The organism is Burkholderia cenocepacia (assembly GCF_900446215.1).
GTDB lineage: Bacteria > Pseudomonadota > Gammaproteobacteria > Burkholderiales > Burkholderiaceae > Burkholderia > Burkholderia cenocepacia.
Genome location: NZ_UAQZ01000001.1, coordinates 1,616,974 through 1,642,840, shown reverse-complemented (window position 1 = coordinate 1,642,840; position 25,867 = coordinate 1,616,974). Strand labels below are relative to the sequence as shown.

At 66.3% G+C, this 25,867-nt stretch carries 26 protein-coding genes and 1 riboswitch; of the genes, 10 read left to right on the top strand and 16 right to left on the bottom strand.

Annotation, left to right across the window (positions count from 1 at the left end; translation table 11 throughout):
• Positions 1-16 precede the first annotated feature (16 nt).
• On the bottom strand, positions 17-1,309 hold the full coding sequence (locus DTA15_RS07670) for an MFS transporter (RefSeq protein WP_034178276.1): 1,293 nt from the start codon (positions 1,307-1,309) through the stop codon (positions 17-19).
• 323 nt (positions 1,310-1,632) lie between these two features.
• Here DTA15_RS07670 and DTA15_RS07665 point away from each other — a divergent pair, with 323 nt between their 5' ends.
• Together DTA15_RS07665 and DTA15_RS07660 are read left to right on the top strand one after the other, a co-directional pair.
• Complete coding sequence (locus tag DTA15_RS07665; protein ID WP_034178272.1) at positions 1,633-3,102, top strand: DNA-3-methyladenine glycosylase 2 family protein; 1,470 nt, start codon at positions 1,633-1,635, stop codon at positions 3,100-3,102.
• Complete coding sequence (locus DTA15_RS07660; protein ID WP_006484593.1) at positions 3,099-3,632, top strand: methylated-DNA--[protein]-cysteine S-methyltransferase; 534 nt, start codon at positions 3,099-3,101, stop codon at positions 3,630-3,632. Before DTA15_RS07665 ends, DTA15_RS07660 begins: the two co-directional genes overlap by 4 nt.
• A 13-nt stretch (positions 3,633-3,645) precedes the next feature.
• On the opposite strand, the gene DTA15_RS07655 is transcribed toward DTA15_RS07660, so the two are convergent.
• Positions 3,646-4,464 carry an AraC family transcriptional regulator gene (locus tag DTA15_RS07655; RefSeq protein WP_006484596.1) on the bottom strand — a complete coding sequence of 273 codons (819 nt, stop codon included), beginning with the start codon at positions 4,462-4,464 and terminating at the stop codon, positions 3,646-3,648.
• Positions 4,465-4,541: 77 nt separating this feature from the next.
• Here DTA15_RS07655 and panB point away from each other — a divergent pair, with 77 nt between their 5' ends.
• A complete protein-coding gene (gene panB / locus DTA15_RS07650) occupies positions 4,542-5,396 on the top strand; it encodes a 3-methyl-2-oxobutanoate hydroxymethyltransferase (RefSeq protein WP_006484638.1) in 855 nt (284 codons plus the stop codon).
• 29 nt (positions 5,397-5,425) lie between these two features.
• On the opposite strand, the gene DTA15_RS07645 is transcribed toward panB, so the two are convergent.
• Positions 5,426-5,917, bottom strand: coding sequence for an Lrp/AsnC family transcriptional regulator (locus tag DTA15_RS07645; RefSeq protein WP_006479823.1), 492 nt, complete (start codon positions 5,915-5,917; stop codon positions 5,426-5,428).
• A gap of 156 nt (positions 5,918-6,073) precedes the next feature.
• Here DTA15_RS07645 and glmS point away from each other — a divergent pair, with 156 nt between their 5' ends.
• Positions 6,074-7,903 (top strand): glutamine--fructose-6-phosphate transaminase (isomerizing), encoded by a 1,830-nt coding sequence (glmS, locus tag DTA15_RS07640; protein ID WP_006484536.1) that lies wholly within the window; start codon positions 6,074-6,076, stop codon positions 7,901-7,903.
• A gap of 56 nt (positions 7,904-7,959) precedes the next feature.
• On the opposite strand, the gene DTA15_RS07635 is transcribed toward glmS, so the two are convergent.
• The 3 genes from DTA15_RS07635 to DTA15_RS38970 form a co-directional block, all read right to left on the bottom strand.
• Positions 7,960-8,310 (bottom strand): hypothetical protein, encoded by a 351-nt coding sequence (locus DTA15_RS07635; protein WP_012493106.1) that lies wholly within the window; start codon positions 8,308-8,310, stop codon positions 7,960-7,962.
• A gap of 42 nt (positions 8,311-8,352) precedes the next feature.
• A riboswitch (SAM-I-IV-variant riboswitch) is annotated at positions 8,353-8,456 on the bottom strand.
• A 155-nt stretch (positions 8,457-8,611) separates the two neighbouring features.
• Complete coding sequence (locus DTA15_RS07630) at positions 8,612-9,160, bottom strand: hypothetical protein (RefSeq protein ID WP_006484545.1); 549 nt, start codon at positions 9,158-9,160, stop codon at positions 8,612-8,614.
• A complete protein-coding gene (locus tag DTA15_RS38970; RefSeq protein ID WP_012493105.1) occupies positions 9,161-9,964 on the bottom strand; it encodes a hypothetical protein in 804 nt (267 codons plus the stop codon).
• Between the two features lie 97 nt (positions 9,965-10,061).
• Between DTA15_RS38970 and DTA15_RS07615 the strand changes: the two genes are divergently transcribed.
• Positions 10,062-10,313, top strand: coding sequence for a hypothetical protein (locus tag DTA15_RS07615; RefSeq protein ID WP_006484610.1), 252 nt, complete (start codon positions 10,062-10,064; stop codon positions 10,311-10,313).
• A gap of 140 nt (positions 10,314-10,453) precedes the next feature.
• On the opposite strand, the gene DTA15_RS07610 is transcribed toward DTA15_RS07615, so the two are convergent.
• From DTA15_RS07610 to DTA15_RS07565, 10 genes are all read right to left on the bottom strand, one after another.
• Positions 10,454-11,542, bottom strand: coding sequence for a porin (locus DTA15_RS07610; RefSeq protein WP_006484554.1), 1,089 nt, complete (start codon positions 11,540-11,542; stop codon positions 10,454-10,456).
• A gap of 193 nt (positions 11,543-11,735) precedes the next feature.
• On the bottom strand, positions 11,736-12,071 hold the full coding sequence (locus DTA15_RS07605; protein WP_006484583.1) for a Rieske (2Fe-2S) protein: 336 nt from the start codon (positions 12,069-12,071) through the stop codon (positions 11,736-11,738).
• 3 nt (positions 12,072-12,074) lie between these two features.
• A complete protein-coding gene (locus DTA15_RS07600; protein WP_006484614.1) occupies positions 12,075-12,386 on the bottom strand; it encodes a YciI family protein in 312 nt (103 codons plus the stop codon).
• A 107-nt stretch (positions 12,387-12,493) separates the two neighbouring features.
• Positions 12,494-13,561, bottom strand: coding sequence for a maleylacetate reductase (locus tag DTA15_RS07595; protein ID WP_006484510.1), 1,068 nt, complete (start codon positions 13,559-13,561; stop codon positions 12,494-12,496).
• A 7-nt stretch (positions 13,562-13,568) separates the two neighbouring features.
• On the bottom strand, positions 13,569-15,035 hold the full coding sequence (locus tag DTA15_RS07590; RefSeq protein WP_006484608.1) for an aldehyde dehydrogenase family protein: 1,467 nt from the start codon (positions 15,033-15,035) through the stop codon (positions 13,569-13,571).
• Positions 15,036-15,085: 50 nt separating this feature from the next.
• The gene (locus DTA15_RS07585) at positions 15,086-16,105 is read right to left on the bottom strand and encodes a hypothetical protein (RefSeq protein WP_006484584.1); all 1,020 of its coding nucleotides are present in this window, start codon (positions 16,103-16,105) and stop codon (positions 15,086-15,088) included.
• A 37-nt stretch (positions 16,106-16,142) separates the two neighbouring features.
• On the bottom strand, positions 16,143-16,637 hold the full coding sequence (locus DTA15_RS07580; protein ID WP_006484626.1) for a cupin domain-containing protein: 495 nt from the start codon (positions 16,635-16,637) through the stop codon (positions 16,143-16,145).
• 115 nt (positions 16,638-16,752) lie between these two features.
• The gene (locus tag DTA15_RS07575; RefSeq protein ID WP_006484594.1) at positions 16,753-17,682 is read right to left on the bottom strand and encodes a LysR family transcriptional regulator; all 930 of its coding nucleotides are present in this window, start codon (positions 17,680-17,682) and stop codon (positions 16,753-16,755) included.
• A 122-nt stretch (positions 17,683-17,804) separates the two neighbouring features.
• The gene (locus DTA15_RS07570) at positions 17,805-19,058 is read right to left on the bottom strand and encodes an MFS transporter (protein ID WP_006484557.1); all 1,254 of its coding nucleotides are present in this window, start codon (positions 19,056-19,058) and stop codon (positions 17,805-17,807) included.
• 362 nt (positions 19,059-19,420) lie between these two features.
• Positions 19,421-20,374 (bottom strand): LysR substrate-binding domain-containing protein, encoded by a 954-nt coding sequence (locus DTA15_RS07565; RefSeq protein WP_006484620.1) that lies wholly within the window; start codon positions 20,372-20,374, stop codon positions 19,421-19,423.
• Between the two features lie 108 nt (positions 20,375-20,482).
• Here DTA15_RS07565 and metC point away from each other — a divergent pair, with 108 nt between their 5' ends.
• The 5 genes from metC (at position 20,483) to DTA15_RS07540 (ending at position 25,741) form a co-directional block, all read left to right on the top strand.
• On the top strand, positions 20,483-21,646 hold the full coding sequence (gene metC, locus DTA15_RS07560; RefSeq protein WP_006484553.1) for a cystathionine beta-lyase: 1,164 nt from the start codon (positions 20,483-20,485) through the stop codon (positions 21,644-21,646).
• Between the two features lie 55 nt (positions 21,647-21,701).
• Positions 21,702-22,541 (top strand): ABC transporter substrate-binding protein, encoded by an 840-nt coding sequence (locus DTA15_RS07555; RefSeq protein ID WP_006484549.1) that lies wholly within the window; start codon positions 21,702-21,704, stop codon positions 22,539-22,541.
• Between the two features lie 3 nt (positions 22,542-22,544).
• Entirely contained in the window at positions 22,545-23,195 is a 651-nt protein-coding gene (locus DTA15_RS07550; RefSeq protein WP_006484575.1) for an amino acid ABC transporter permease, read from the top strand.
• Positions 23,196-23,203: 8 nt separating this feature from the next.
• The gene (locus DTA15_RS07545; protein ID WP_006484591.1) at positions 23,204-23,962 is read left to right on the top strand and encodes an amino acid ABC transporter ATP-binding protein; all 759 of its coding nucleotides are present in this window, start codon (positions 23,204-23,206) and stop codon (positions 23,960-23,962) included.
• A gap of 300 nt (positions 23,963-24,262) precedes the next feature.
• Positions 24,263-25,741 (top strand): aminotransferase class V-fold PLP-dependent enzyme, encoded by a 1,479-nt coding sequence (locus tag DTA15_RS07540; protein WP_006484541.1) that lies wholly within the window; start codon positions 24,263-24,265, stop codon positions 25,739-25,741.
• The last annotated feature ends 126 nt before the right edge of the window (positions 25,742-25,867 follow it).

The window sequence follows — 25,867 nt, the reverse complement described above, 5'->3', positions numbered from 1 at the left end:
GCTTGCCGATACGCGATCACGCGTCGAGTTTCGCGGGCTTCATCTTCGGCGTGAGCCCGTGCATCACGGCCAGCGCGATCAGGTAGGCCGATGCGCCGATCGCGAACAGCACCCAGTAGTGGCCGGTGCGCTGCAGCACCTGGCCGATCACTTCCGAGAACAGCACGCCGCCGATCGAGCCGGCCATCCCGCCGATGCCGACCACCGACGCGACCGCGCGGCGCGGGAACAGGTCGGACGCCGTCGTGAACAGGTTCGCCGACCAGCCCTGGTGCGCGGCGGCGGCAAGGCCGACGATCAGCACCGCGACCCACAGGCTCTGCACCTGCGACACGAACGCGATCGGCAGCACGCAGCATGCGCAGATCAGCATCGCCGTCTTGCGCGCACGGTTCACGCTCCAGCCGGCGCGCAGCAGCATCGACGACAGCCAGCCGCCGCCGATGCTGCCGACCGTCGTCAGCGCATAGATGCAGACGAGCGGCAAGCCGATGTGCTGCATGTCCATCCCGCGCGACTCGTTGAGCCACTTCGGCAGCCAGAACAGGTAGAACCACCACACCGGATCGGTCAGGAACTTGCCGACCAGGAACGCCCACGTCTCGCGCTTGCGGATCAGCTCGCCCCAGCGCGGCGCGCCGGCGTCCGCGTTCGCCGCGTCGAGCGCTTCGGCTTCGTCGCGCGGCTCGTCGTATTCCGCGGCGAGCGCGCGCGTGTCGGCGGTGCGATACATCGCGAGCCATACGGCGAGCCATACGATACCGATCGCGCCGATGATCACGAACGCCGCGCGCCAGCCGTAGGCCACCGCGATCGCCGGGATGATCGCCGGCGCGAACACCGCGCCGATGTTCGCGCCCGAGTTGAAGATGCCCGTGGCGAGCGCGCGTTCGCGGCGCGGAAACCATTCGGCCGTGGTCTTGATCGCGGCCGGGAAGTTGCCGCCCTCGCCGATGCCGAGCAGCGCGCGCACGAACGCGAAGCCCGTCACCGAGCCGACCGCCGCATGCAGCATCGCGGCGATGCTCCACACCAGCATCGCCACCGCGTACGACACGCGCGTGCCGAGCCAGTCGACGATGCGCCCGAAGCCGAGCAGGCCCAGCGCATAGAACGCCGAAAACGCCATCACGATACGGCCGTACTGCACCTGGCTCCAGCCGATGTCGTGCTGGAGCATCGGCGCGAGCAGGCCGAGGATCTGCCGATCCATATAGTTGATCACGGTCGCGAAAAACAGCAGCGCACAGACGGTCCAGCGATAACGGCTGGCGGCCGCGCGCACGGCGCCGACGACGGCAGAGGGCATGAATGTCTCCGATGCACGGTCGCGCCCGTCGCGCCGCACGAAGTTCGTTGACCGGCGACCGGCGCCGGGGCGAACGGCGGTGCGCTGCGGCGCACGGCCCGTTTCGCCGCTCCATCTGGAAAACGTTTTTCAAAGGATAGGACGGGTGCCGGCGCCGTGTCAGTCGGGGATTTCGATGAGTCATCTCAAATTCGGCACGGCAAAAGAGACGACTGTTTCGCAGATTGGTATTAACCGTTTTTCCCCTGATTTTCCCGCTGCGGACCAACGGGCGCGCGGCCGCCAGGACACATGTCCGATTCCAGCCAGAATCGACCGCGAGGATGGTTTACAGTCGCCCCATGCGCCTCGATCCCGACACCTGCTACGACGCCCTGCTTTCGCGGAACCGCCGCTTCGACGGCTGGTTCTTCGTCGGCGTCGCGACGACCGGCGTGTACTGTCGCCCGGTCTGCCCGGTGAAGCCGCCGAAAGCGCAAAACTGCAGCTACTACCCGACCGCCGCGGCCGCCGAGAAAGCCGGCTTCCGGCCCTGCATGCGCTGCCGCCCCGAGCTCGCGCCCGGCCACGGGCTGCTCGACCTGTCCGGCAATCTCGCCGACGCGGCCGCGACGCTGATCGACGACGGTTTCCTGAACGCGCATTCCGTCGCGGCGCTCGCACGGCGCATCGGCGTGACCGAACGCCATCTGCGGCGGATCTTCGGCGCACAATTCGGCGTGTCGCCGGTCGAGTTCGCGCAGACGCAGCGGCTGCTGATGGCCAAGCGGCTGCTGACCGATACCGCGCTGCCGGTGGCCGTCGTCGCGTCGACGGCCGGGTTCGGCAGCGTACGGCGCTTCAACGACCTGTTCCGCCAGCGCTACGGCCTCAATCCGCTGCGGCTGCGCAAAGGAGCCGGCGCGTCGGCCGACGGCGACATGACGTTCCCGCTGCCGTACCGGCCCCCGTTCGCGTGGGCCGACCTGATGCGCTTTCTCGCACAGCGGCAGATCGACGGCGTCGAGCGGATCGACGCGCACGGTTATGCACGCATCGTCGAACTGCCGAACCGGAACGACGGCGGGCTCGTGGCCGGCTGGCTGTCCATCGCGCACGTGCCGCAGCGCTTCGCGCTCGCCGTCACCGTGTCGCCCGCGCTGACGCCGGTCGTGCCGGCCGTGCTCGCGCGCGTACGCCGGCTGTTCGATCTCGACAGCCGCCCCGACGTGATCGATGCGCATCTCGGCGATCTCGCGAACGGTTCGCCGGGCCTGCGCGTGCCCGGCGCGTTCGATGGCCTCGAGATGGCGATCCGTGCCATCGCGGGCGAGCAGCTTGCGGCGGCGCAGGCCGATACGCCGCTGCTCGCACGGATCGCGGCACGCTTCGGCAATCCGGTCGATGGCGCGCCGCCGGGCCTCGCGCATGCGCTGCCCTGCGCCGCGACGCTGGCGGCGCTACCGCCTTCGGTCCTCGAAACGATCGGCATCGAGCGCGACACGGCGCACGCGATCGTGTCGCTCGCCCGCGCGGTCGACGACGGCACGCTCGCGCTCGAACCGATGGCGCCGCTCGACGCAACGCTCGCCGCGCTGCGCGCGCTGCCCGGCTTCGACGAACGCGCGGTGCAGTACGTCGCGATGCGCGCGATGGCGTGGCCGAATGCGTTCCCCGCCGACGACGCGTGGCTGCCCGCCCGCACCGAGCGCACGCGCGTATCATCATCGGCGCCGCATGCGGCACGCTGGGCGCCGTGGCGCGCGTATGCCGCGCTGCACGTGTGGCGCCTTCATGGAGAGAGGTTGCGATGACGCCCGCTCATCTGATTCCGAGCCCGCTGGGCGACATCGCCGTGCGCATCGAGGACGATGCGCTGACCGGCCTGTACTTCGTCGGCCAGAAATACTTCCCGTCGCTGGCGATCGTGCGCGAAGCGGATGCGCTCGCCACATCGCCCATCGCACGCCAGGTCGCGGAAGAAATCGCCGAATACTTCACCGGCGCGCGCGACACGTTCTCGGTGCCGATCCACCTGCGCGGCACCGCGTTTCAGCGACGCGTATGGCAAGAACTGCTGGCGATTCCGTTCGGCGAACTCGTGTCGTACGGCGACATCACCGAGCGCGTCGGGCTGCCGATGAGCGGCGCGCGCGCCGTGGGCGGTGCGGTCGGCCGCAATCCGGTGTCGATCATCGTGCCGTGTCACCGCGTGGTCGGCGCATCGGGCAGCCTGACCGGCTATGCAGGCGGCATCGACCGCAAACGCGCGCTGCTGTCGCTCGAAGGCGCAGAACTTTCACGCGGTGTGCATCATCCGATGCAGCACGCGCTCGCGTTCTGATCGGCGGACCGCATCACGCGCTCAACACCGGCCGGCGCGCTTCACGCTTCGCATACGCGCCGGGCGTCACGCGGAATTTCGCGTGGAACAGCGCGATGAACGACGACGTCGAGTCGTAACCCAGTTGCGCGGCCACCGTGCCGATCGGCGCGCCCGCATCGAGCAGCGGCAGCGATGCGAGCAGCCGCACGGCCTGCCGCCATTCGGTAAACGACAGCCCCGTGTCCTGCCGGAACAGCCGCGACAACGTGCGCCGCGTCGCGCCGACCTGACGCCCCCATTCGTCGAGACTGCGCGTGTCGCCCGGCGCCGCGTGCAACGCGCGCGCGATTTTCAGCAGGCGCGGATCGCGCGGCAGCGGCACCGTGAGCGGCGCCGGCTGCATGCGCGCGATCCGGTCCGCGATCAGGCACACGAGCGCACCGTCCGGCCCCGCCTCGTCGTAATTCACCGGCAACTCGCCGGTCGCGATCATCAGTTCGCGCAGCAGCGGCGTCATGCAGAGGATCGTGCAATCGTCGTTCACGTCGCGGCGCGCGATGGCTTCGTCGAGATACAGGCTGTGAAACGCGACGCAATCGCGCGTCGACACCGCGTGCGGCACGTGCGGCGGAATCCACATCGCGTAGTGCGGCGGCAGCAGTTGCCGGCCCGACGGCGTCGTCACCTCGAGCACGCCGCTCGTCGCATACATCAGCTGGGCCCACGGATGACTGTGCGCATCGACGCTCGCGTTGCCGGGAATGCCGAACGCCCGCACGTACAGCGGCCGCGGCAGGCGCGCCATCGGCGGCACCGCGTAAAGGTCGCCGGGTTGTCCCGCCAGCAACATAAGACGTCCTCCGAAGGTCATTGCACGAACGAGCGCGATGCTACCGTGGCGGCTCCTTTTTCACACGGCTTCCGCTCATGAGCGCTCATACCCGCATCACCCGCAAGACCGTCACCGCGATCCGCTCGACCAAAGGCATCGGCAGCCTCGTGTCGCTGACCGCGTATTCCGCGCCGATGGCGAAACTCGTCGACGACGTGGCCGACGTGATCATCGTCGGCGACTCCGTCGGCATGGTGCTGTACGGGATGCCCGATACGCTGCGCGTCACGCTCGACATGATGATTGCACACGGGGCCGCCGTCGTGCGCGGCGCCGCGCAGGCGTGCGTCGTCGTCGACCTGCCGTTCTCCACGTTCCAGGAATCACCCGCGCAGGCGTATCGCTCCGCCGCGCGGCTGCTCGCCGAAACCGGCGCGCAGGCCGTGAAGCTCGAAGGCGGCTGCGAGATGACCGACACGATCCGCTTCCTGACCGATCGCGGCATTCCGGTGATGGCACATGTCGGCCTCATGCCGCAGCAGGCCAACGCGACGGGCGGCTTCCGTGCGCAGGGCATGGACCCGCGTTCGGCCGCGCAGGTGTTCGACGCCGCGTGCGCGGCCGAGCGGGCCGGCGCGTTCGGCGTCGTCATCGAAGGCACCGCCGAAGCGCTCGCGCGCCACCTGACCGAAACGCTGACGATCCCGACGATCGGCATCGGCGCATCGCCCGCGTGCGACGGGCAGGTGCTCGTGACCGAGGACATGATCGGCGCGTTCGATGCGTACACGCCGCGCTTCGTGAAGCGTTACGCGGATGCGAACGCGGTGATGCGCGACGCGATCCGCCAGTACGCGCACGACGTGCGGCAGCGCGTGTTTCCCGAGCCCGCGCATTGCTTCGGATACGGCAAGCCGCTGCAACTGGCGGACGCGGCCCCGGCTGCGTGAGGCGGGACGAACGACGCGGTTACCGCACGCTAGGTGCGCTTGCGCATCGCATGCGCGACCCGCGCGTTCGCTTCGAATTTCGCGCGATGTGTCGAGAAAAACGTCCGCACGTTGCGGACGTTCGACGCGCCGGTGAACAGCCGCCGCGCGAATTCGTCGTATTCGGCGACGTCGGCCAGATCGGCGATCACGACGAAGTCGGGCCCCGGCGACACGCGATAGCACTGCGTGACGGCCGGCTCCGCGCACACGTACGCTTCGAACGCGTCGTAGTCTTCGGCCGTCTGCCGGTCGAGGCTGATCTCGATCAACGCGGTAACCGCCGTGCCGATCGCGACCGGGTCGAGCACCGCGACCTGCCGGCGGATCACGCCGGCCTCCGTCAGCCGCCGCACGCGACGCATGCAGGTGGGCGGCGACGATAGCGCGCGCTCGGCGAGTTGCAGGTTCGATACCGATGCATCGTCCTGCAGGATCGCGAGGATGCGCAGGTCGAGATCGTCGAGGGTGATGCCGGCCATCGGCCACTCCTTCCGGTTAGCGAGTGAAATTTAATTTCAACATGATAGACAATCATCCGTCTGTTTCATATTTGTTTGTTTTTTGAAATTTAATTCCATTTCACCGGCTCTACCATCGCTCTCACTGATCCAGACAGGACATTTACGGAGCGCGATATGTGTGGAATTGTCGGGGCGGTTGCCCAGCGGGACATCCTGCCAAACCTCGTCGACGGCCTGAAGCGGCTCGAATACCGCGGCTACGATTCGTGCGGCGTCGTGGTCTACCGCGACCGCGCACTGGCGCGCGCCCGCAGCGTCGATCGCGTCGCGAACCTGCAGCGCGAGATCGCCGAGCTGGCGTTGTCCGGTTACACGGGCATCGCGCATACGCGCTGGGCCACGCATGGCGCGCCCGTCACGCTCAACGCGCATCCGCACTTCTCGCCGAGCGACGCGAATGCGCGCATCGCGCTGTCGCACAACGGGATCATCGAAAACTGCGATCAACTGCGCGCGGAACTGCAGGCGCATGGCTATGTGTTCGCGAGCCAGACCGACAGCGAGGCGATCGCGCACCTGATCGACCACCTGTACGACGGCGACCTGTTCGACGCGGTACGGCGCGCGGTCGCGCGACTGCGCGGCAGCTATGCGATCGCGGTGATGTGCCGCGACGAGCCGCACCGGATCGTCGGCGCGCGCGACGGGATGCCGCTCGTCGTCGGGGTCGGCGAAGGCGAGAATTTTCTGGCGTCCGACGCGATTGCGCTGTCGGGCATTACCGATCGCATTGCCTACCTGGAGAACGGCGACGTCGCCGATATCCAACTGCATCGCTACTGGATCGTCGATGCGAACGGTCAGCGCGTCGAGCGCGCGGTGCAACGCGTCGCCGCGCATAGCGGCGCGGCCGATCTCGGATCGTATCGCTACTACATGCAGAAGGAGATCTTCGAGCAGCCGCAGGCCGTGGCCGACACGCTGCTCGACGTTTCGTCGATCATGCCCGAGCTGTTCGGCGACGGCGCGTGGCGTGTGTTCAATGACGTCGATTCGGTGCTGCTGCTCGCGTGCGGCGGCAGCTATCACGCGGCGCTGACCGCGAAGTACTGGATCGAAAGCATCGCGAAGCTGCCGGCGAGCGTCGAGATTGCCAGCGAGTTTCGTTATCGCGACTGCGTGCCGAATCCGCGCACGCTGGTGGTTGCGGTGTCGCAGAGCGGCGAGACGGCCGACGTGCTCGGCGCCGTGCATGTCGCGAAACGCAGCGGGATGATGCATACGCTCGCGATCTGCAACGTGGCGACGAGTGCGCTGATGCGCGAATGCGCGCTGCAGTTCGTGACGCGTGCGGGGATCGAGATCGGCGTGGCGTCGACGAAGGCGTTTACGACGCAGCTCGTTGCGCTGTTCCTGCTGACGTTGTCACTGGCGCAGGTGCGCGGGCGGTTGAGTGACGATGCGGAAAAGGAGCATCTGCGGGCGCTGCGGCATCTGCCCGATGCGATGTCGAAGGTGCTCGCGCTGGAGCCGCAGATCATGGCGTGGTCGGAGTTGCTCGCGCGACGCGACAACATGCTGTTTCTCGGGCGCGGGATGCATTACCCGATCGCGTTGGAAGGCGCGCTGAAGATGAAGGAGATTTCCTATATTCATGCGGAGGCTTATCCGGCCGGGGAGTTGAAGCATGGGCCGCTGGCGCTCGTGAGTAATGAAATGCCGGTGATTGCGGTTGCGCCGAATGACGTGCTGCTCGAGAAGCTCAGGTCGAACATGCATGAGGTCAGTGCGCGGAATGGACGGCTGTTCGTGTTTGCGGATGTGGACTGTGGGTTGGTGCCGAGTGAAGGGATCGAGGTGATTCGGCTGAACGAGTATTACGGGCCGTTGTCGCCGATCTTGCATACGGTGCCGATGCAGTTGCTCGCGTATCACGCTGCGTTGGCGCGGGGGACGGATATTGATAAGCCGAGGAATTTGGCGAAGTCGGTGACGGTGGAGTGAGGGGGAGCGGGTTCTCCCCCTCGTCGGCTGATACAGCGACGATGCGCATGCGTCGTCTAGTGACTGCTCTCCGGCGTGCTTCCGGCCGCCGCCGCCCTCACGAAATGGTGCTCCACCCGAGTCCGGAGCACCCCCTCCAGCGCGGCAAGCCGCTCACGCAGCCGGACCGCTTGCCCTTCCGTCATTTCGCCGAGCACGATCTTCTGCTCGAGAACGTCACCACAGCGGGTGATGGCCCACCGATCGACCGTAGCCGTTTCCCCTTCGAGCACGGCCGCCGCGGTCGAGACGATGCCCGGGTTCCGTCTCGAAACGAGATGAACCGTATGCGTCAAAGTGAAACCGGGAAGGAAGTGCGACCAGTCTTCACAGACGGTCGGGCGGGAAGCGGAGGAAACTTGGCTCATGGTAGCTCCGGATGAATGGTTATCGAACCGGTGCCAGCCACGCTGCTCCCGTTTCGTTGCCGTCAATCGGCCGCATCGCCTCGAGGGCGTCCACCTTGCCCGGGAGGGCAGGTTGGCGTCGGGAAACCCGACTCTGGATGCTTGAACTCTCACGTTCGACATTCCGAACGTTGATTCATTATATCGAAAATCCGGAAGCTGACAAGCTGTCCAGTAAAAGCCACATTCCGGCTAGAGTGCCTGCACCGATCCGGCCCTCATACGAGAGGGAGCGTACGTCGACGTTCAAGTTCGCGGACGATCAGCCGAGGCTGCCGGACCGGGAGAGCGACAGGGGAATACGCCGGATGGCTCGGCGCGACGCGAGGCGAGGCGAGGCGACGCAGCGCGAACCCATCCTCCTCCCGTTCTCACGCGATGTCCTTGTTCTTGATCCGAATATCGCGTCCCTGAAACGGCCCGTATCGTGATCGTGCACATGCACGATCACCTGCGTCGGATCGAACAGCCTCGATACCTCACGAAAATCGTGATTCACGCGTTTCATACCCTCGAACATCTCGGCATGCAGTACTGCGTCCTCAAGCGGTATCGGCGCACTGGTCGACGCCCGTTCGAGATGAACGTGCAGGAAGCTCGTCAGGTACGCATCTTCGTTGGTGGCGACCTGGAAGGTGCTGATTGCGTCGTGCAGCATCGGGGAAGCGGACAGAACCTGCTCGATATCGGACAGGAAGACCTTCGCACCGTAAAACGGCACGCTCGAATCGTTGCGGCCGTAGACAAACGGGAACGGGAAATGGCTGGTCCGCGATGCGAAGTCCGTCAGGCGTATGCCATGTGCGGACATTCACCTGGAACGAGGCCCGACATTTGCAATGTCATCGAAGAGCTTCTCCAGCTTGTCGACATGGTGAAGTATTGCCGCGAGGTCACGATTCGGCTCAATTTTGTTGAGCACCTCAACATCGATTTCGAGAATTTTTGCAATTTCCTTTGCGAGCGCGGCGGAAATCGGCCGATGCCCTTTCTTCCCTTTGGGAGTCAGTATGTGACTTACGCGAGACATGGAACGCCACCCAAGCTGCAAAGCCAGATTCTTTTTAGTGCCGACCGGCATTTTTTCCAACTGCGCGATCAAATTTCTCCGCCTCCGCTCCTCGGGAGGCAGTTGAAAATCCTCGATAGGCCCGCCTGTGTCGAATGCGGAATTTTGTCGAACCCTCGCAGCTTCGTCCTTTGCCGCCTGTTCCTGTAACGACTCGCGCTTTCGCGCTTCAATTCTGGAGTTCAACCCGGCAAGGCCACGTTGACGATTTCGCCGGGCCGCTCGGACATCGGCACCGAGCTTGACGAGCGCGGAAATATCGCCGTTTTGTGCCGCCTTTACACACTCCAGTACATGCGCCTCGAGAAGTACCTGATATTTCTCGAGCCACACTGCTCGCTCGGCCCTTTGAGCACGACCGAATTCGTCGATCCCGCGCTGTAACGATGCCGACAACCCGGATTCAAAGCGCTCCCCGAGAAGACGGGCGAGCTCCTGGCCTACGCCCACTCCCCGCGCTTGCGCCGAGGCGACCAGATTCCGCTTCAGACTCGCCGGGATACGAGCAAACAGGGGCTCGGTGCGCGCTTTCAGTTTATCAACCATGCAATCACTTTAGCATGACTGCCCGAACACGACGCCATGGCCTAAAGTCGCTCCAGTCACACTTCGTGGCCAACCTTCTCTAGAAAAAGAGGCAAATATGAGCAAACTCGGCATCGCGGAAGGCATTAAATTGCGCGGAAATGTCAATCGCATTACCGAAATCATGACGCAAGGCACACTGGAGGACGCCATCGCCTGTTTCGCCCTGGGCGGAATGACGCTGCAGGCGAGCGGCGGCGACGTCCCTCTCCTGCGCAATCTGTCGGAACTGACCCGCACGGCCTTGCCGAAACGGGTGGTCAAGGACTACTTCGGCGCAAGTAACGGCGTCGTCATGAGTCTCGCGTAAGCGAGTATGGCAATCGCAAACGCCGTAAAAGTGGAAAAGAAAACGGGCCGCCTGGCCCGTTTTCCGTTTGATCCGTCCAACGACAGGCGTCGCATACGCGACGCACCACGACGCATCTGAAGCGCGGCACCGCCGCCCCGTCAAAACACCGTATGCACCCCCACCCGCGCCACCGCCTGACTCGCGGAACTCGACGCCCCGTTCGGATCCAGCACGCCGTTCACCTGCGCATTCGCGCCGCCATTCGCGCGCTGATAATCCGCCGACACATACACCATCGTCCGCTTCGACAACAGGTATTGAAGCGCGACGCTGACCTGATGCGCATGGTCGTCGTTCAACGCTTCATTGCCCTTCATGTACATGTATTTCGCGCCCAGCACGACGTCCGGCCTGATTCGCCACAAGCCGCCGGCCTCGGCCATCCACACGCCCGCATCGTTGAACGAATTGCGAACGGTGGTCATCAGCGCCTTCGCGGTCACGACACCGAAGTCGTAGTGCATCCCGACACCCCAGTTGCGCACGCTGGTCGATGGCACACCCGGCGCCGGACCGTATTTCTCGTTCGTATAGGCCGCGCCCACGCCGAAGGCCCCGAGCTCGTAGTTCACGCCGGCGCTGACGGCGTTGTCCGCGCCGATCGAACCCGCGACGCCGCCGAACGCATACATCACGCCGCCGGAAAAACCCGCGACGGTCGGCGAGCTGTACTTGACCGAATTCGCGATCGGCTTGCTGCCTGCGGTACGGTCCCAGTCGAATGCGCCGGTCGGATTGCCCGGCAGCGCGAGACGCTGGAACGGGCCGTTCCGAAAGCCGTACAGCCCGGAAATGTCCCGCGAAATCGCGTTGCCCTTTGAAAACAATGCATCGACCATGAAGTCGTACTGATTGCCCAGCGTGATGCTGCCGAAGCGGTCGCTCTCGATCCCCACGTAGGCATTGCGCCCGAAAATCCCGGTCCCGATGATGCTGCCGTTCGCCATCGAGAACTGGTTCACGAGCGCGAAGGTCGCGCGATACCCGCCGCCGAGATCCTCGATGCCGCGCAGGCCGAACAGGTTGGGCGCGAATATGCCGTCGTCGAACTTGACGTTCTTTCCGCCGCCCTCGTTGCTGACATACGTGATGCCGGAATCGATCAGCCCGAACATCGTCACGCTGCTTTGCGCCCATGCGCCCTGCGCCACGGCAAGCACCGCCAATACACCAAACCTGAGTTTCATGTCGTCTCCGTCTTTTTTATGAAAATGCGAGTCCGTCACCCGCTGCGAGGCGGGTGTTCGCTCATTGCTTCGTGGAAAATCGCGTTGATTCAGGCAGTCACATCAACACCGGAAATGGGTTTTACCGATCGATCAATTCAGAACAATTCCCGGTGAACCCGCATCGACGCGCACGCATTCAACATGCGCCAAGTCAAGCGCCCCGAAAGACGATCCATGCGGATGCGTCCACCTCGACGGCCACGGTTTCCAGCCCGGCCCCCGTGCAGGGTCCGTCGATACACACGCCATCATCGAACCGGAACAACGCACTGTGATGCGCGCACATCAACACCTGCGACCGGTAGCACGACACATTGCCCGGCACGAAATCGAGCGGCACCGAAAAGTGCGGGCAACGATTCACGTACGCCCACACCTGCTCGCCACGCCGCACGACGATGACGGGACGGCCGATGCAGGCTTCGTCGACGACCCGCGCGCCGCCGTCGGGCACATCGGCCACGCGACACAGCTGTTTCGCTTCCATCGCTCACACCCTGTGCTCGGGGTTGCCGAGGCTCCAGTCCCACGGGCGCACCTCGACGCGCGAGAACAGGCCCTCCTTCACATACGGATCGTTGCCGATGAACTGCATCACCGCATGGATGTCGTCCGCCTCGACGACGAGCAGCGTGCCGTTCATCGCATCGTCCTGCGGGTCCAGCGTCGGGCCGCCGAGCCGCACATACACGCCATGCTCGGCCGCCGAGCGCAGATATGTCCGGTGAATCGGCCGCATGCGGTCGCGCACGTCACGCATGCCCGGCTGGTCGGTGGCAAACACCGCAAAAAAACGCGCCATGGCGATCAGCTCCGATCGAGGACGAAGCAGAACATCGCTTCGCGGTGCAAGCCGTGCAGGCCGGTCTGGTCATTCATCACGTCGTTCTCCGTTCGCCTGTCCGGCGTTCAATGCGGCGCGCGTCCTTCCCATGCGTGCTGAAGCAACGCGCGAATCGCCGCGCGTTCGATCGGCCGCGGGTTCGCATACGGGTTCCTGCATGCGAGGTCGGCCGCTTCGTCGAGCCCCTGCTGCGGCATCCCGATATCGGCGAGCGCCGGCGCGATGCCGAGTTGCGCGTTCAGCCTGAACAGCAGCGGCCCGGCGTCAGCCGCGTCGCTCCCGCCCAGCGCCCGTGCGACGCGACGCAGCGCGTCGGGCGCGGCGGCGTGGTTGTAATGCGCGGTATGCGGCAACATCGCCGCGTGCGTCTGCGCGTGCGGCAGGTTGAACGTGCCGCCGAGCGTGTGACAAAGCTTGTGATGCAACGCCATGCCGACCGCGCCGAGGCAGGTGCCGGCGAGCCACGCGCCATACAGCGCGCGGCTGCGCATTGCGCGATCTTGCGGATCGCGCACCACGACGGGCAATGCTTCGCCGAGCGCACGAATCGATTCCTCGGCCATCAAGCTGATGACCGGGTTCGCGTCTTCCGCGTAGAGCGCCTCGACCGCATGCGCCATCGCATTGACACCGGACGCCGCCGAAATACCCGGCGGCAGCGACACCGTCAGCGACGGGTCGTAAATCACGGTCCGCGGCAGCACGCGTGCGTCGCGCCCGGTGCGCTTCAACCGGCCCTCGGTGAGCCCGTAGATCGGCGTCATCTCCGAGCCGGCGTAGGTCGTCGGCACGGCGAGGATCGGCAGCGACGATTCGAGCGCGATGGCCTTGCCGAGCCCGATCGTCGAACCGCCGCCGATCGCGATGCAGCAATCCGCGCCCAGTTCGGCGGCCGTCTCGCGCGCCGCCCGGGCGACCTCGACCGGCACGTGCATGACGGCCTCGGCGCACACGCCGGCCGCACGTTCGCCCAGCACGTCCTTCACGCGATCGGCGAGCGGCTGCTGTTCGGGCGTGGAAAGGATGAGCGCGCGGCGGGCGCCGAGCGCCGACAGCTCGTCCGGCAGCCTGTCGAGCGCGCCCCATTCGAAGACCACGCGCGACGGGGTGCCCTGATAGACGAAGCGCTCCATACGGGCCTCAGCGCTTGAAATGCGGCGGCACGTTGCCGTCGACGTTGACCCACACCGAGCGCGCTTCCGTGTAGTCGTGCATCGCCTCGAAGCCCATCTCGCGGCCGTAGCCCGACTTGCCGACGCCGCCGAACGGGCTGCCCGGATTCACGCGCTTGTAGCAGTTGATCCAGCACATGCCCGCGTCGATCCGCGCCGCCATCCGGTGGGCGCGCGACAGGTCGTTGGTCCACAGGCCGCTGCCGAGCCCGTATTCCGTCGCGTTGGCGATGGCCAGCGCTTCGTCGTCGCTGCCGAAGCGCAGCACGGTGACGAACGGGCCGAACACTTCTTCCTGCGCGACGCGGTCGGTCGCATGCTTCGCCTCGACGATCGTCGGGCGCACGTAATAGCCATTGGCGAGCGCCGGGTCCTGCGGCGCGCTGCCGCCCGTCAGCACGCGGCCGCCCTGCTCGCGCGCGACGTCGACATACGACAGCACGCGATCGAGGTGCTGCTTCGACGTGAGCGGCCCCATTTCGGTATTCGGGTCGAGCGGATTGCCGATCCGGATCGACGACGCGAGCGCGACGAAGCGTTCGAGAAACGCGTCCGCGATGCGTTCGTGCAGCACCAGACGCGACCCCGCGATACACGCCTGCCCCTGGTTGTGGAAGATCGCCCACGCGGCGCCGTTGATGGCCGCGTCGAGGTTGGCATCGTCGAACACGATGTTGGCGCCCTTGCCGCCCAGTTCCAGTTGCACGCGCTTCAGGTTGCCCTGCGATGCTTCGACGATTCGCCGGCCGGTCGCCGTCGAGCCGGTGAACGCGATCTTGCCGACGCCCGGATGTTCGGCGAGCCGCTGGCCGGCCGTATGGCCGTAGCCGGGCACGATGTTGACGACGCCGGCAGGAAATCCGACCTCGGCCATCAGCTCGACGATGCGCAACGTCGACAGCGGCGTGATTTCCGACGGCTTGAGCACCACCGTGTTGCCGGCCGCCAGCGCCGGGCCCATCTTCCAGCTCGTGAACATCAGCGGAAAATTCCACGGCACGATCTGGCCGACCACGCCGATCGGCGCGCGCTGCACGTAGTTCAGGAAGCCGGTGTCGACCGGTATCACCGAGCCTTGCAGCTTGTCGGCCATGCCGCCGAAATAGCGGAAGCAGGCCGCCGTGCGCGGCACGTCGAGCGCCCGCGAATCGCGAATCGGGTGGCCGGTGTCCAGCGATTCGAGCTGCGCCAGCGCTTCCGTGTTCGCTTCGATCGCATCGGCCAGGCGCAGCAGCAGGCGGCCGCGCTCGGCGGCCGGCATCGCCGACCAGGCCGGGAAGGCGCGCGTCGCGGCGTCGACGGCCAGATCGACGTCCGCCGCGGTGGCAGCCGCGATCTTCGTGATGACGGAGCCATCGTGCGGGTTCAGCACGTCGATCGTGCCGCGATCGACGGCGTCAACGAAGCGCCCGTCGATGAAGAGTTGGGTTTGCATGAATCGTCCTCGGTGTAATGCGGAAGCGGAAGCAGACACTGACGCGCGGCCTAGAACGCGATCGGGTACGGCGCGAGCTCGCCGCTCTCGTAGCGTTGCGGCAGATCCGGCGTCGCGTTTTCCCAGACCAGCAGCATCGAGCGCTTCGTCGAATATCCCTGGTGCCGGATATCGGCCGGCATCGCGCAGATGTCACCGGCCCGCATCGTGATGCGGGCGCGCGGCGCGCCGGTGTTCTTGTCGCCGATATCCCACACGATTTCGTCGGACAGTTGCAGGAACCATTCGACGCGGTCGTTGCCGTGGAAGACCGGCAGGATGAATTCCTCGGTGGTCGGGCAGAACAGGCTGCGCCCGCACACCGACGTGACCGACGGATTCCACGTCACGTCCGAGCGCGACAGGTACTTGAACAGGTTGAACGCGTGCAGCTCGCCCTCGAAGCCCGGCTCGACGTGCACTTCCGGCTCGTCCTGCGCGACGTCGAGAAACGCGCGGTTGACCGGCAGGTCGTCGCGCAACGGCGAGTCGCCTTCGAGCCCCGGCATGCGGCGCGTCGCGATCCGCGTGCGCTCGATCGCCGCGCCGTTGTCGCCGTGCTTGCGGCCGAACGCCGTGCCCGTTTCCTCGGGCGCCGCGAACGGGTCGAAGCCTTCGTTGGTCCAGTCGTGCAGCATCGCCTTGAAGGTCGCCATGATCGTCGGCGTGTCGAAGGTCTCGGTGTAGTCGACGCCGGCGTCCTTCAGAATGCCGTTGAAGGTGCCCGCATACATGTCGACCTTGCCGTAGTGATTGCGCGTGCCGAATACGTGGTCGAAATTCACCCAGCCGTAGAAGAAGCCCCACGCGACGTCGCGCATCATCGCGCGCAGGAATGCGTCGGCCGGCATCGCATGCGTGCGGGTCTGGCCTTTCGCGGGCCAGCTGATCTTCACGAAATATTCGTCGCGCTGGAATGCGAATTCGCCGAGCTGAAAGCGGCGGTAGCCGGTGACGGCATCGGCTTCGGTCGATCGCACCAGATCGGCGGCGAAGCCCGTGGAAAGGTCGAGGGTCTCGAGGGTGGCCATAACGTGTCTCCTGGAATAGTCGAATGCGGTCGGACGGTCAGTGCAGGCAGATCTCGGCCCACTTCTCGACGGACAGTTCGCCGAGCACGGTCTGGACGAGCGCGACGCCCGGCCGGCTCGCGGTGAAGCGATACGCACAGCCGGCCGGCAACAGCGCCTGATGCCCGTTGCGCAACACGACGTACCCCATGTTTCGGCCGGCCGGATGCGCGCCTGCGCTCACGGTGCCGCGGCCCGCTTGCGGCGGGTGGTCGAGCTTGATGAAGTCGATCCGGACTTCGCCGTCCATCTGGATCGTGAACTCGTCGTGCGCGCACGCGAACCACGGCGACTGGCCGTCGGTCCGCAGCACTTCGATCACGTATTCGAGGTTCTTGCCGGCGACGACCTTTTCGTAAGGGGCCGACTTCGACGCCACCTCGAAGACGTTCGAGAAGGCGTAGTGCTGCGCGCTGCCGCTGGTGATTTCGATCTCGCCCTTCCGGTAACCGTCGAGCGAACCGAAGACGGTGTGGAATGCCGTGCTGGTCATGTCTGTCTCCTGAGTTGAACCGCTTGTTGGATTCCACTCTAGGGGCAACGCACACCAGCAACAAGGCAACGGATGGCGATTACGGCATTTGCGTTTCGCGAATAATCCGCGCGGGTCAGCGTACCCAGCCGCGCGCCAGCAGCGGCCGGTCCCACGGCGATTCGTCGCCGATGTATTCCGCGAGGAACTCGACCAAGGCCTTCACCTTCAACGCCTGTCGCTGCGTGGCGGGATAGACGGCGGCGAAGCTCAGCGGCGCGAGCTGGTAGTCGGTCAGGATCGGCACCAGGCGGCCCGCGACGAGCGCGTCGCTGGCCACGAGCGTGGGCAGGCAGACGACCCCGCCGCCGGTCAGCGCGTATTCGCGCAACAGATGAACGGAGTTCGAGCGAATCATGCCCGGCAACTCCATCTCGACGACCTCGTCGCCGCGCGTCATCGTCCAGCGGTTGCGCGACGGGTAGCCCGAATACAGCGCCGTCGTGTGTTGCAGCAGATCGCGCGGATGTTGTGGTGCACCATGCGCGTCGACATACGCGGGCGCGGCACAGAAGAGGCGCCGGACCGTGAACAGCCGTCGCTCGATCAGCGACTCGGAAATCGGCGGGAAGATCTGGAACGCGATGTCGAACCCTTCTTCGACGGGGTCGACGACGCGATCGTTGACGATGATGTCGAGCTGGATGCCCGGATAACGCTGGTTGAACGCGGCGAGCGGCTTGCCGAAGTGATCGAGCGCGAAGCCGGGCAGCATCTGGATGCGCAGCCGCCCGGTCGGTGTCGCGCGCAGCTCGCGCATCTGGTCGGTCAGCTCGTTGACGCGGCCCACCACCTCGGCGCACTCGCGGTAAAACGTTTCGCCGACTTCGGACAGCCGCACGTGGCGCGTGCTGCGGTGAAACAACGGCGCGTTGACGAACTTCTCCAGTTGCTGGATGCGGTTCGTCACGACCGAACTCGTCACACCCAGCTGCCGCGCCGCCTCGGCGAAGCTGCTCGCCTCCGCGACCCTCACGAATGCCTCGATGCTCAGAAACCGGTCCATACCGCGCCCTTTTTCGACAGCGAAACCGGCAGTCTACCTGTGCGGATACAAGGCGGTGTCATGCGAAAGGCGTCACTGTGTCGCGAAATCGATGTCAATCGCCCGACCCATCGACACCGGCATTACCGCGCTTGCTCTCCGGCGGCCAGCTCCGGCTGCACGATCGCGCGGCGCTGCAGCACGGCCGGCGCGGTTTCCTTCAGCAGCAGGCTGACCACGATGCCGAGCAGCACCGAGGCCATCGGCAGCCACAGGATGTTCTGGATGCCAAAGTGTGCGGCCACGTAGCCGCCCATCGCCGGCGCGATGCCGCCGCCGAAGATCTCGCCGACGCCGACCACCACGCCGATGGACGTGGACACGAGGCCGACCGGCGCGGCCTCGGTCGCGACCGGGCCGGACAGCAGCGACACCAGCCCGAGCGTGAAGAACGACGCGACGAACAGCACGCCGAACAGCGCGAGCGGCTGCGGGCCGAGGCCGCGGAACACGTAGAGCATCACGGCCGTGCCCGCGAAGCCGACGATGCTGGCGATGCGGCGGCCGACCAGATCGGACAGGCCGGGCAGGCCGAACTGGCCGAGAAAGCCGCCGAAGCCGATCGCGGATACGACGAGGCCCATCTTCTGCGTGCCGAGCGACAGGTAATCGGTCAGGTACAGCGGCAGCAGCGCGCCGAGCACGAAGACGCCGGTCATCGCGCAGCACAGCGCGGCCATCGCCACGAGGATGTTGCGGCGCTTGAGCACGTGGCCGAGCGACGCGGGCGCATGCTCCGACGCGACGTCCTGCGCGACCTTCGGCTCGCGAATCACGAACACCATGATCGCGCCGAGGACCAGGCCGGGCACGGCCACGAGCGCGAAGACCCAGCGCCACGACACGAAACCGAGCAACTGCGTGGCGATGATCGGCGACAGCGCGAGCCCGAACAGCGCGAAGCCGCTTTGCTGCAGGCCGAGGTTCAGGCCGCGCCGCCGCGGATGCGACGCATCGGCCGTCGCGGCAAAACTCGTCGGACAGAACGAGCCTTCCGCGACGCCCATCAGCCCGCGAATCGCCATCAGGCCGAGCAACCCGCCCGCGAGCCCCGAGAAGCCCGACAGCAGCGAGAACGCGATGATGGCCGGAATCAGCACCTTCCGGCGACCGATCTTGTCCGAGATGCCGCCCATCAGCGCGGCGAAGATGCCCCACGACAGGCCGAGCACGCCGATGCAGTTGCCGACGTCCTGCGCGTTCAGGTTCAGGTCCTTCATGATCGAAGGAAACAGCGGCGCGATGAGCCAGCGGTCGAGGCCGACCAGCCCGAAACCGAGCGCCAGCAGCGTGACCGCCTTCCACTCGTATGAGGTATCCCACTCGTTTGCTTTCATGTCCGTCTCCGTGGACGCCGGTTCGCCCGCGCGCGCCGCAGCGCCTGCGCACGGTTCGTGTCCGATGGTTTTTGTGTGCGACGCGAATCGCGAGGAAGTGCCGGCCGGCGTCCCGATTCGACGCATCGAACGGGCTCGGCCGACGCCACCACGATAGGTGCGCGGACGCCGATCGGGTATGGAACAACCGGCGAACGCGCCATTCGCGAAACGCAAACAATCGGGCGCGGCGGACCGGGAGGCGCTACCGGAACGCGCGGAGCGAACGGGTACCGCGTCGAACGGGCGCGTGGCCACGTGCTACGGGGGAATCCCTCATGGACATCGGGATATCGGTGGACGGCCCCCGAGCAGCTGTCGATTCAACCGCCACCGCCCGGCCCCCGCGCACTACCCCGCCCCTTCCTGCCTGACAACGCCGCCAGCGCATGCCGGTCGGCCTCCAGCTGGATCCGCATGTGCTGGAGAAACACGCGCGCGTTCTCCGACATCGGCGTACCCGGACGAAACACCAGCACGCCGGTAAACGCGACATCGACGTCGAACGGCCGGACCACGAGCCCGCGCTGTGCGAAGTCGAGCGCCACCAGCGGATGCGCGAAACCGACGCCCACGCCGGCCAGCGCGAGTTCGCATACGGTATGCGAATAAGGCGTTTCGACCAGCGGCTTCAGCACGACGCCGAGCCCGCGCAACTGCGTTTCGAGCCGCAACCGCGTGCTGTCCTCCGGGTTCAGCGCGATGAACGGCGCCTGCGACAGATCGTCGGCCTTGATCACGCTTTTCGCCGCCAGCGGGTGCGCGGCATTCATCACCGCGACACCGGGCATGCTGACGAACGACGAGTGCTCGAGCCCGGCCATCGACATCTCGTCGGACATCAGCCCGAAATCGACCTGCCCGGCCGACACCTTCTCGTGAACCTCGCGGGAGCTCATCACCTGCAGCGAAATCTGCACGTCGCGCGCCGCCGCGTCGAACGACGCGATCACGCGCGGCAGGAAGCCGGTGCCGAGCGCGGGCAGCGACGCGATCGCGAGGCGCCCCAACCCATACGAACGCAGGCTGCGGATCCGGTGTTCGATCACCTCGAAGCCGAGAAAGTACCGGTCGACGTCGCGCATCAGCGCGACGGCCTCCTGCGTCGGCACGAGCCGGCTGCGCACGCGCTCGAACAGGCGGAACCCGGCCATGCCCTCGAGCCGCCGGATCGACTGGCTCACCGCCGGCTGCGAAATCTCCAGCACGCCGGCCGCCTTGCTGGTACTGCCGGCGTTCATCACCGCCCGGAACACCTCGATATCGCGCACGCTCACCTATAACTCCGGCTTATCAACCTAATTATTTCCGATGTTGCTGCAAACCGGCGCGAAAGTAAAACTGCTTGTCATCCCGTTTCCAGCCATGGAGTCCCGACCCGCATCATGACGACCACCCCGCCGCTCCCTCCGCAACCGTTCCGCAGCCTGTCGCCGGCGGTCATGCGTGCCTCGACCGTCGTATTCGACTCGCTCGACGATTTCGCCCGCCGCAAGGAACGCCAGCCCGACGGCTACAGCTACGGCATCACCGGCACGCCGACCGCGCGCGAACTGGAGCGCCGCATCGCCGTGCTCGAAGGCGGCGCGCACTGCGTGCTGGCGCCGTCCGGGCAGGCCGCGCTGATGACGTCCGTGATGGGCTTCGTGCGCGGCGGCGATCACCTGCTCGTGTCGGCCGCGTGCTACGGCGCGCTGAAGACCTTCGCGCAGAAATGGCTCGCGCTGTTCGACGTGGACGTCGAGCTGTACGAACCGGCGATCGGCGCCGACATCGAGCGGTACGTGAAACCGAATACGCGGATGATCTGCATGGAATCGCCGGGCACGGTGACGATGGAAATGCCGGACGTGCCGGCGATCGTCGACGTCGCGCGCCGCCATCGCATCATGACGATGATGGACAACACGTGGGCCAGCCCGCTCGCGTTTCGACCGCTCGAACATGGCGTGGACCTGAGCGTCGAAGCGGCCACGAAGCTGTTCGGCGGTCACTCCGATCTGCTGCTCGGCGCGATCAGCATGAACGACTTCGGCTACTACGAGACGCTGCGCGAGACGCAGAGCATCCTCGGTCAGCAGGCGAGCCCCGACGACTGTTTCCTCGTGTTGCGCGGCCTCGACACCCTGAAGGTGCGCTTCGATGCGCAAAGCGCGGCGGCGCTGCGCGTCGCGCAGGCGCTCGAATCGCATCCGGCGGTTCGCCAGGTGCTGTTTCCCGCACTGCCGTCCGACGCGGGGCACGCGATCTGGAAGCGCGATTTCTCCGGCAACGGCTGCCTGTTTTCGCTGATGCTCGAACCCGCGCCGGAAGCCGCGTTCACCGCGTTCTTCGATGCGCTGCGCCACTTCGCGATCGGCGCGAGCTGGGGCGGCGTCCACAGCCTCGCCGCGTACTACCCGGCGCCGCTGCAGGCGCAGCGCCGGTTCCCGCTGACCGACCAGCCGATCGTGCGCCTGTCGATCGGACTCGAAGCCCCCGAGCTGCTGATCGACGATCTGTACACGGGGCTCGCCGCGTTCACCGACGTCAGAAACCACGCAGCGTAACGCGGCGCTCGTACACACCCGCCGTGCGGAACAAGCCACCACCCAAGGAGACACCATGAACCCTCAGACCACCCGCGTTCTGGCCAGAGGCCTGGCCACGCTCGGCATCGCGGGCGCGCTCGCGTTGTCGAGCCTCGATGCCGGCGCGGCCGACCTGCTCGCTGCCGCGCGCGGCAGCGGCACGCTGCGCGTCGCGAACACGCAGAGCAGCCCGCCGTGGAGCCTGCTGGACGAGCGCAACCAGCCGGCCGGCTACGACGTCGAAGTCGCGCGCGAAGTCGGCAAGCGCATCGGCGTGAAGCAGGTCGTGTTCGTCGCGGACGCGTACAAGAACTTCGTCGAAGGGCTCAAGGCCGGCAAATACGATCTGGTGATGAACGACCTGACGCCGACGGCCGAGCGCAGCAAGCAGGTCGATTTCGCGAAACCGTACGGCGTCGAGGATTTCCGGATCTTCGTGCGCACCGACAACACCCACATTCACGGGCAGGCCGACCTGAAAGGCAAGCGCGTCGGCGTGACCACGGGCTCGTCGAACGAAACCTGGGCACGCGCGCACCTGAAGGACGCCGACATTCGCGCGTACGACAACGGCGGCCTCGTGTTCAACGATCTCGGCAGCGGCCGCCTCGATGCGGTCATCATTTCCCACTTCGGCGGGATGAAATACGCGAACGTGAATCACCTGCCGGTCAAGGAAGTCGGCGAGCCGCTGATCTATCAGCTGTCCGCGCCGGCGCTCGCGAAGGGACAACCGGCGCTGCTCGCCGCCGTCGACAAGGCGATCGACGACATGGCCGCCGACGGCACGCTCGAACGGCTCGCGAAGCGCTGGGTCGGCCCGACCTACGACATGGTCGGCAACATCGCGCGGGCGAAAGCGCAGAAGGAGTGACGCATGCTCGATCTCTTCGTGCGGTCGCTGCCGCTGCTCGAAAGCGCGGTGACGATGACCGTGTTCCTCGGCCTCGCTTCGTTCGCGCTCGGCTCGGCGCTGGGGCTCGCCGTCGCGCTCGCGCGGGTGTCGTCGATCCGCTTCCTGCGCGGCATCGCGTTCGCGTACGTGTCGATCTTTCGCGGCACGCCGCTGCTGGTGCAGATCCTGCTGATCTACTTCGGGCTGCCGCGCTACGGCATCACGCTCGACCCGGTACCGGCCGCGCTGCTCGCGCTCACGCTGTTCTCCGCGGCGTACCTGAGCGAGAACTTCCGCTCCGGGATCAACGCGGTCGATCGCGGCCAGTGGGAAGCCGCGCATTCGCTCGGCATGAACTACTGGAAGATGATGTGGCGCGTGATCCTGCCGCAGGGGCTGCGCATCGCGATCCCGCCCGTCGGCAGCCGGATGATCGCGCTGATCAAGGATACGTCGCTGGCGTCCACGATCACCGTCGTCGAACTCACCCGCGTGGCCGACCAGGTCGGCGCGTCGACCTTCCGCTACATGGAGATGTTCCTGATGGTCGGCCTGATCTACTGGGTCATCAACCAGATCCTGACGATCGTCCAGACGATCTTCGAAGGCCGCGTGTCGCGGCGCTTTCAATGACTACACCTATGCATACCATCGTCGTTCAGGGGCTGGCCAAGTCCTTCGGGGAAAACGTCGTGCTGCGGCGCGTCGACTTCCGTGTCGCACGCGGCGAAGTGGTCGTGCTGATGGGGCCGTCCGGCTCCGGCAAGACCACGTTGTTGCGCTCGCTGAATTTTCTGGAACTGCCCGATGCGGGCAAGGTATCGGTGTGCGGCATCGAAATCGAACGCGCGGGCGGCACCGCGCTGTCGCGCGACGAGCAGAAACGCATCAAGGCCATCCGCCAGCGTACGGCGATGGTGTTCCAGTCGTTCAACCTGTTTCCGCACCGCACCGCGCTGGAAAACGTCATCGAGGGGCTCGTGAGCGTCAAGGGCGTGCGCAAAAGCGAAGCGCTCGAGCGCGGGCTGCACCTGCTCGACCGCGTGGGCCTCGCGCACAAGGCCGGCGAATACCCGGCGCGACTGTCCGGCGGCCAGAAGCAGCGCGTCGCCATCGCCCGCGGCCTCGCGATGGACCCGGAAGTCATCCTGTTCGACGAGCCGACTTCCGCGCTCGATCCGGCATTGCGGGAAGACGTGCTCGCGGTCATGCGGGAACTCGCGGGCAACGGAATGACGATGCTCGTCGTCACGCACGAAGTGCGCTTCGCGCAGGACGTCGCCGATCGCGTGGTGTTCATGGAGAACGGCGTGGTGGTGCAGGACACGACGCCCGATGCGTTCTTTACCGCGAGCACGCACCCGCGCGTGCGGCAGTTTCTCAATCTCATCGAGACTTGATGCGCGCGTGACCCGACGTGCCGCCGGGCGCCGGCAGGCTCGAACCCGGCGACACGATGGCCAGCTGCCATGCCGGCCCGCGACGCTTCTCCGTGCGACCCGGCCGACCGCGGCAGGCCAACCCGCCGGTCGAGCCGGTGCCCCCGCGCACAATTGGCCCACCGAGAAACAAATTCCCCAACTTCATAAACAGAGAAAATATTATTCCACATCGAGCTGAATCGCCAGCCAACTTTGGATCCTTTTTCCCTTCTGTCCCCCGTATCATTTCCGTCACTACGCAATCAGCAAGAGACGGACATGAGCGAACCCACCCCGCTGCACTACCTCGACTACGCAGCCACCACCCCGGCCGATCCGCGCGTGATCGAAGCGATGACGGCCTGCCTCGGCTTCGACGGCATCTTCGGCAACCCCGCTTCCAGTTCGCACGCCGCCGGCCGGCTCGCGAAAGACAAGGTCGAGCACGCCCGCGCGCAGGTCGCCGCCTTGATCGGCGCGGATGCCGACGAAATCGTCTGGACGTCCGGCGCCACCGAATCGAACAACCTCGCGCTGAAGGGCTATGCGGAAAACGCGACCGGCAAGCGCCACCTGATCACGAGCCGCCTCGAGCACAAGGCCATTCTCGACACGATGGCGAACCTGTCGAAGCACGGCACGCAGGTCACCTTCCTGACGCCCGACGCGCACGGCGAAATCACCGCCGACGCGGTCGCGGCCGCGATCGGCCCCGACACGGGCCTCGTGTCGCTGATGCTCGTGAACAACGAGATCGGCACGCTGACCGACATCGGCGCGATCGCCGGCATCGTGCACGCCGCCGGCGCGCTGCTCCACGTCGACGCCGCGCAGGCGCTCGGCAAGACGCCGATCGACGTGCGCGCGCTCGGCATCGACATGATGTCGATGTCCGCCCACAAGGTGTACGGCCCGAAAGGCATCGGCGCCCTGTTCGTCCGCCGCGAGATCGCCAGCCGGATCGCACCGCAGATTCACGGCGGCGGCCACGAGCGCGGGTTGCGTTCGGGCACGCTCGCGACGCACCAGATCGTCGGCATGGGCGTCGCGTGCGCACTCGCCGCGGAAAAACTCGACGGCGAGACCGCGCGAATCGCGGCGCTCGGCGCACGGCTGACCGGCGCGCTGTTCGCGCTCGGCGACGTCACGCAGAACGCGGCCGCCGCCCGCCGCATCCCGCACACGCTGAGCCTGACGGTGCATGCGCCGGGCTTCTTCCCGTTCATGCTCGGCGATGCGCTCGCCGTGTCGTCGACCTCCGCGTGCAATTCGACCAGCGGCGCGCCGTCCCACGTGCTGACCGCGATCGGCCTCGATGCGGAAACGGCCGGTCGCACCGTGCGCATCAGTTTCGGGCGGTTCACGACGGAGCAGGACGTCGACTTCGCGATCGGCTGTTTCGCGCGAGCGATCGAGCAATGTCGCGCGGCCGCGGCGACCGGCTTCACCGCGTCGCGGCAGATCACGCCGGCCGACCTGAAGGCGATCCGCAATGCCGGCTTCCGTGCGGTGATCTGCAACCGGCCGGATGGCGAAGGCGACGACCAGCCGGCGTTCGAGGAAATCGCCGCGGCCGCGCGCGAACTCGGGATGGACGCGCGCTACCTGCCGGTCGAACGCGATCGCATCGGCGACGCGGAAGTCGACGCGTTCGGCGCACTGGTCGATACGCTGCCCAAGCCGGTGCTTGCGTATTGCCGCAGCGGGAGCCGCTCCGGCATGCTGTGGAACCGGCTGTCTGCACGACGGACGGCCTGAACGTCCCCGCCGTGACGCTGCGCGGCAAATGGATGTACCCGACGGCAGCCGTGACGCCGATGACCGGGCGCGTTCGCGGCGGGTCGCTCGACCTCGGGCATTTCGACGTGAGGGGCTTCGCGCTCG

Bases quoted from the DNA above. Each gene is read 5' to 3' on its own strand.
- DTA15_RS07540 (WP_006484541.1), top strand. From the start codon at position 24,263: ATGAGCGAACCCACCCCGCTGCACTACCTCGACTACGCAGCCACCACC.
- DTA15_RS07595 (WP_006484510.1), bottom strand. From the start codon at position 13,561: ATGGAGCGCTTCGTCTATCAGGGCACCCCGTCGCGCGTGGTCTTCGAA.
- DTA15_RS07645 (WP_006479823.1), bottom strand. From the start codon at position 5,917: ATGGCCGGCATCACCCTCGACGATCTCGACCTGCGCATCCTCGCGATC.
- DTA15_RS07670 (WP_034178276.1), bottom strand. From the start codon at position 1,309: ATGCCCTCTGCCGTCGTCGGCGCCGTGCGCGCGGCCGCCAGCCGTTAT.
- DTA15_RS07590 (WP_006484608.1), bottom strand. From the start codon at position 15,035: ATGCAAACCCAACTCTTCATCGACGGGCGCTTCGTTGACGCCGTCGAT.
- DTA15_RS07570 (WP_006484557.1), bottom strand. From the start codon at position 19,058: ATGAAAGCAAACGAGTGGGATACCTCATACGAGTGGAAGGCGGTCACG.
- DTA15_RS07585 (WP_006484584.1), bottom strand. From the start codon at position 16,105: ATGGCCACCCTCGAGACCCTCGACCTTTCCACGGGCTTCGCCGCCGAT.
- DTA15_RS07575 (WP_006484594.1), bottom strand. From the start codon at position 17,682: ATGGACCGGTTTCTGAGCATCGAGGCATTCGTGAGGGTCGCGGAGGCG.
- DTA15_RS07635 (WP_012493106.1), bottom strand. From the start codon at position 8,310: ATGAGCCAAGTTTCCTCCGCTTCCCGCCCGACCGTCTGTGAAGACTGG.
- DTA15_RS07610 (WP_006484554.1), bottom strand. From the start codon at position 11,542: ATGAAACTCAGGTTTGGTGTATTGGCGGTGCTTGCCGTGGCGCAGGGC.
- DTA15_RS07655 (WP_006484596.1), bottom strand. From the start codon at position 4,464: ATGTTGCTGGCGGGACAACCCGGCGACCTTTACGCGGTGCCGCCGATG.
- DTA15_RS07615 (WP_006484610.1), top strand. From the start codon at position 10,062: ATGAGCAAACTCGGCATCGCGGAAGGCATTAAATTGCGCGGAAATGTC.
- DTA15_RS07555 (WP_006484549.1), top strand. From the start codon at position 21,702: ATGAACCCTCAGACCACCCGCGTTCTGGCCAGAGGCCTGGCCACGCTC.
- DTA15_RS07545 (WP_006484591.1), top strand. From the start codon at position 23,204: ATGCATACCATCGTCGTTCAGGGGCTGGCCAAGTCCTTCGGGGAAAAC.
- DTA15_RS07630 (WP_006484545.1), bottom strand. From the start codon at position 9,160: ATGTCCGCACATGGCATACGCCTGACGGACTTCGCATCGCGGACCAGC.
- metC (WP_006484553.1), top strand. From the start codon at position 20,483: ATGACGACCACCCCGCCGCTCCCTCCGCAACCGTTCCGCAGCCTGTCG.
- DTA15_RS07580 (WP_006484626.1), bottom strand. From the start codon at position 16,637: ATGACCAGCACGGCATTCCACACCGTCTTCGGTTCGCTCGACGGTTAC.
- DTA15_RS07605 (WP_006484583.1), bottom strand. From the start codon at position 12,071: ATGGAAGCGAAACAGCTGTGTCGCGTGGCCGATGTGCCCGACGGCGGC.
- DTA15_RS38970 (WP_012493105.1), bottom strand. From the start codon at position 9,964: ATGGTTGATAAACTGAAAGCGCGCACCGAGCCCCTGTTTGCTCGTATC.
- DTA15_RS07660 (WP_006484593.1), top strand. From the start codon at position 3,099: ATGACGCCCGCTCATCTGATTCCGAGCCCGCTGGGCGACATCGCCGTG.
- DTA15_RS07600 (WP_006484614.1), bottom strand. From the start codon at position 12,386: ATGGCGCGTTTTTTTGCGGTGTTTGCCACCGACCAGCCGGGCATGCGT.
- glmS (WP_006484536.1), top strand. From the start codon at position 6,074: ATGTGTGGAATTGTCGGGGCGGTTGCCCAGCGGGACATCCTGCCAAAC.
- DTA15_RS07665 (WP_034178272.1), top strand. From the start codon at position 1,633: ATGGTTTACAGTCGCCCCATGCGCCTCGATCCCGACACCTGCTACGAC.
- panB (WP_006484638.1), top strand. From the start codon at position 4,542: ATGAGCGCTCATACCCGCATCACCCGCAAGACCGTCACCGCGATCCGC.
- DTA15_RS07550 (WP_006484575.1), top strand. From the start codon at position 22,545: ATGCTCGATCTCTTCGTGCGGTCGCTGCCGCTGCTCGAAAGCGCGGTG.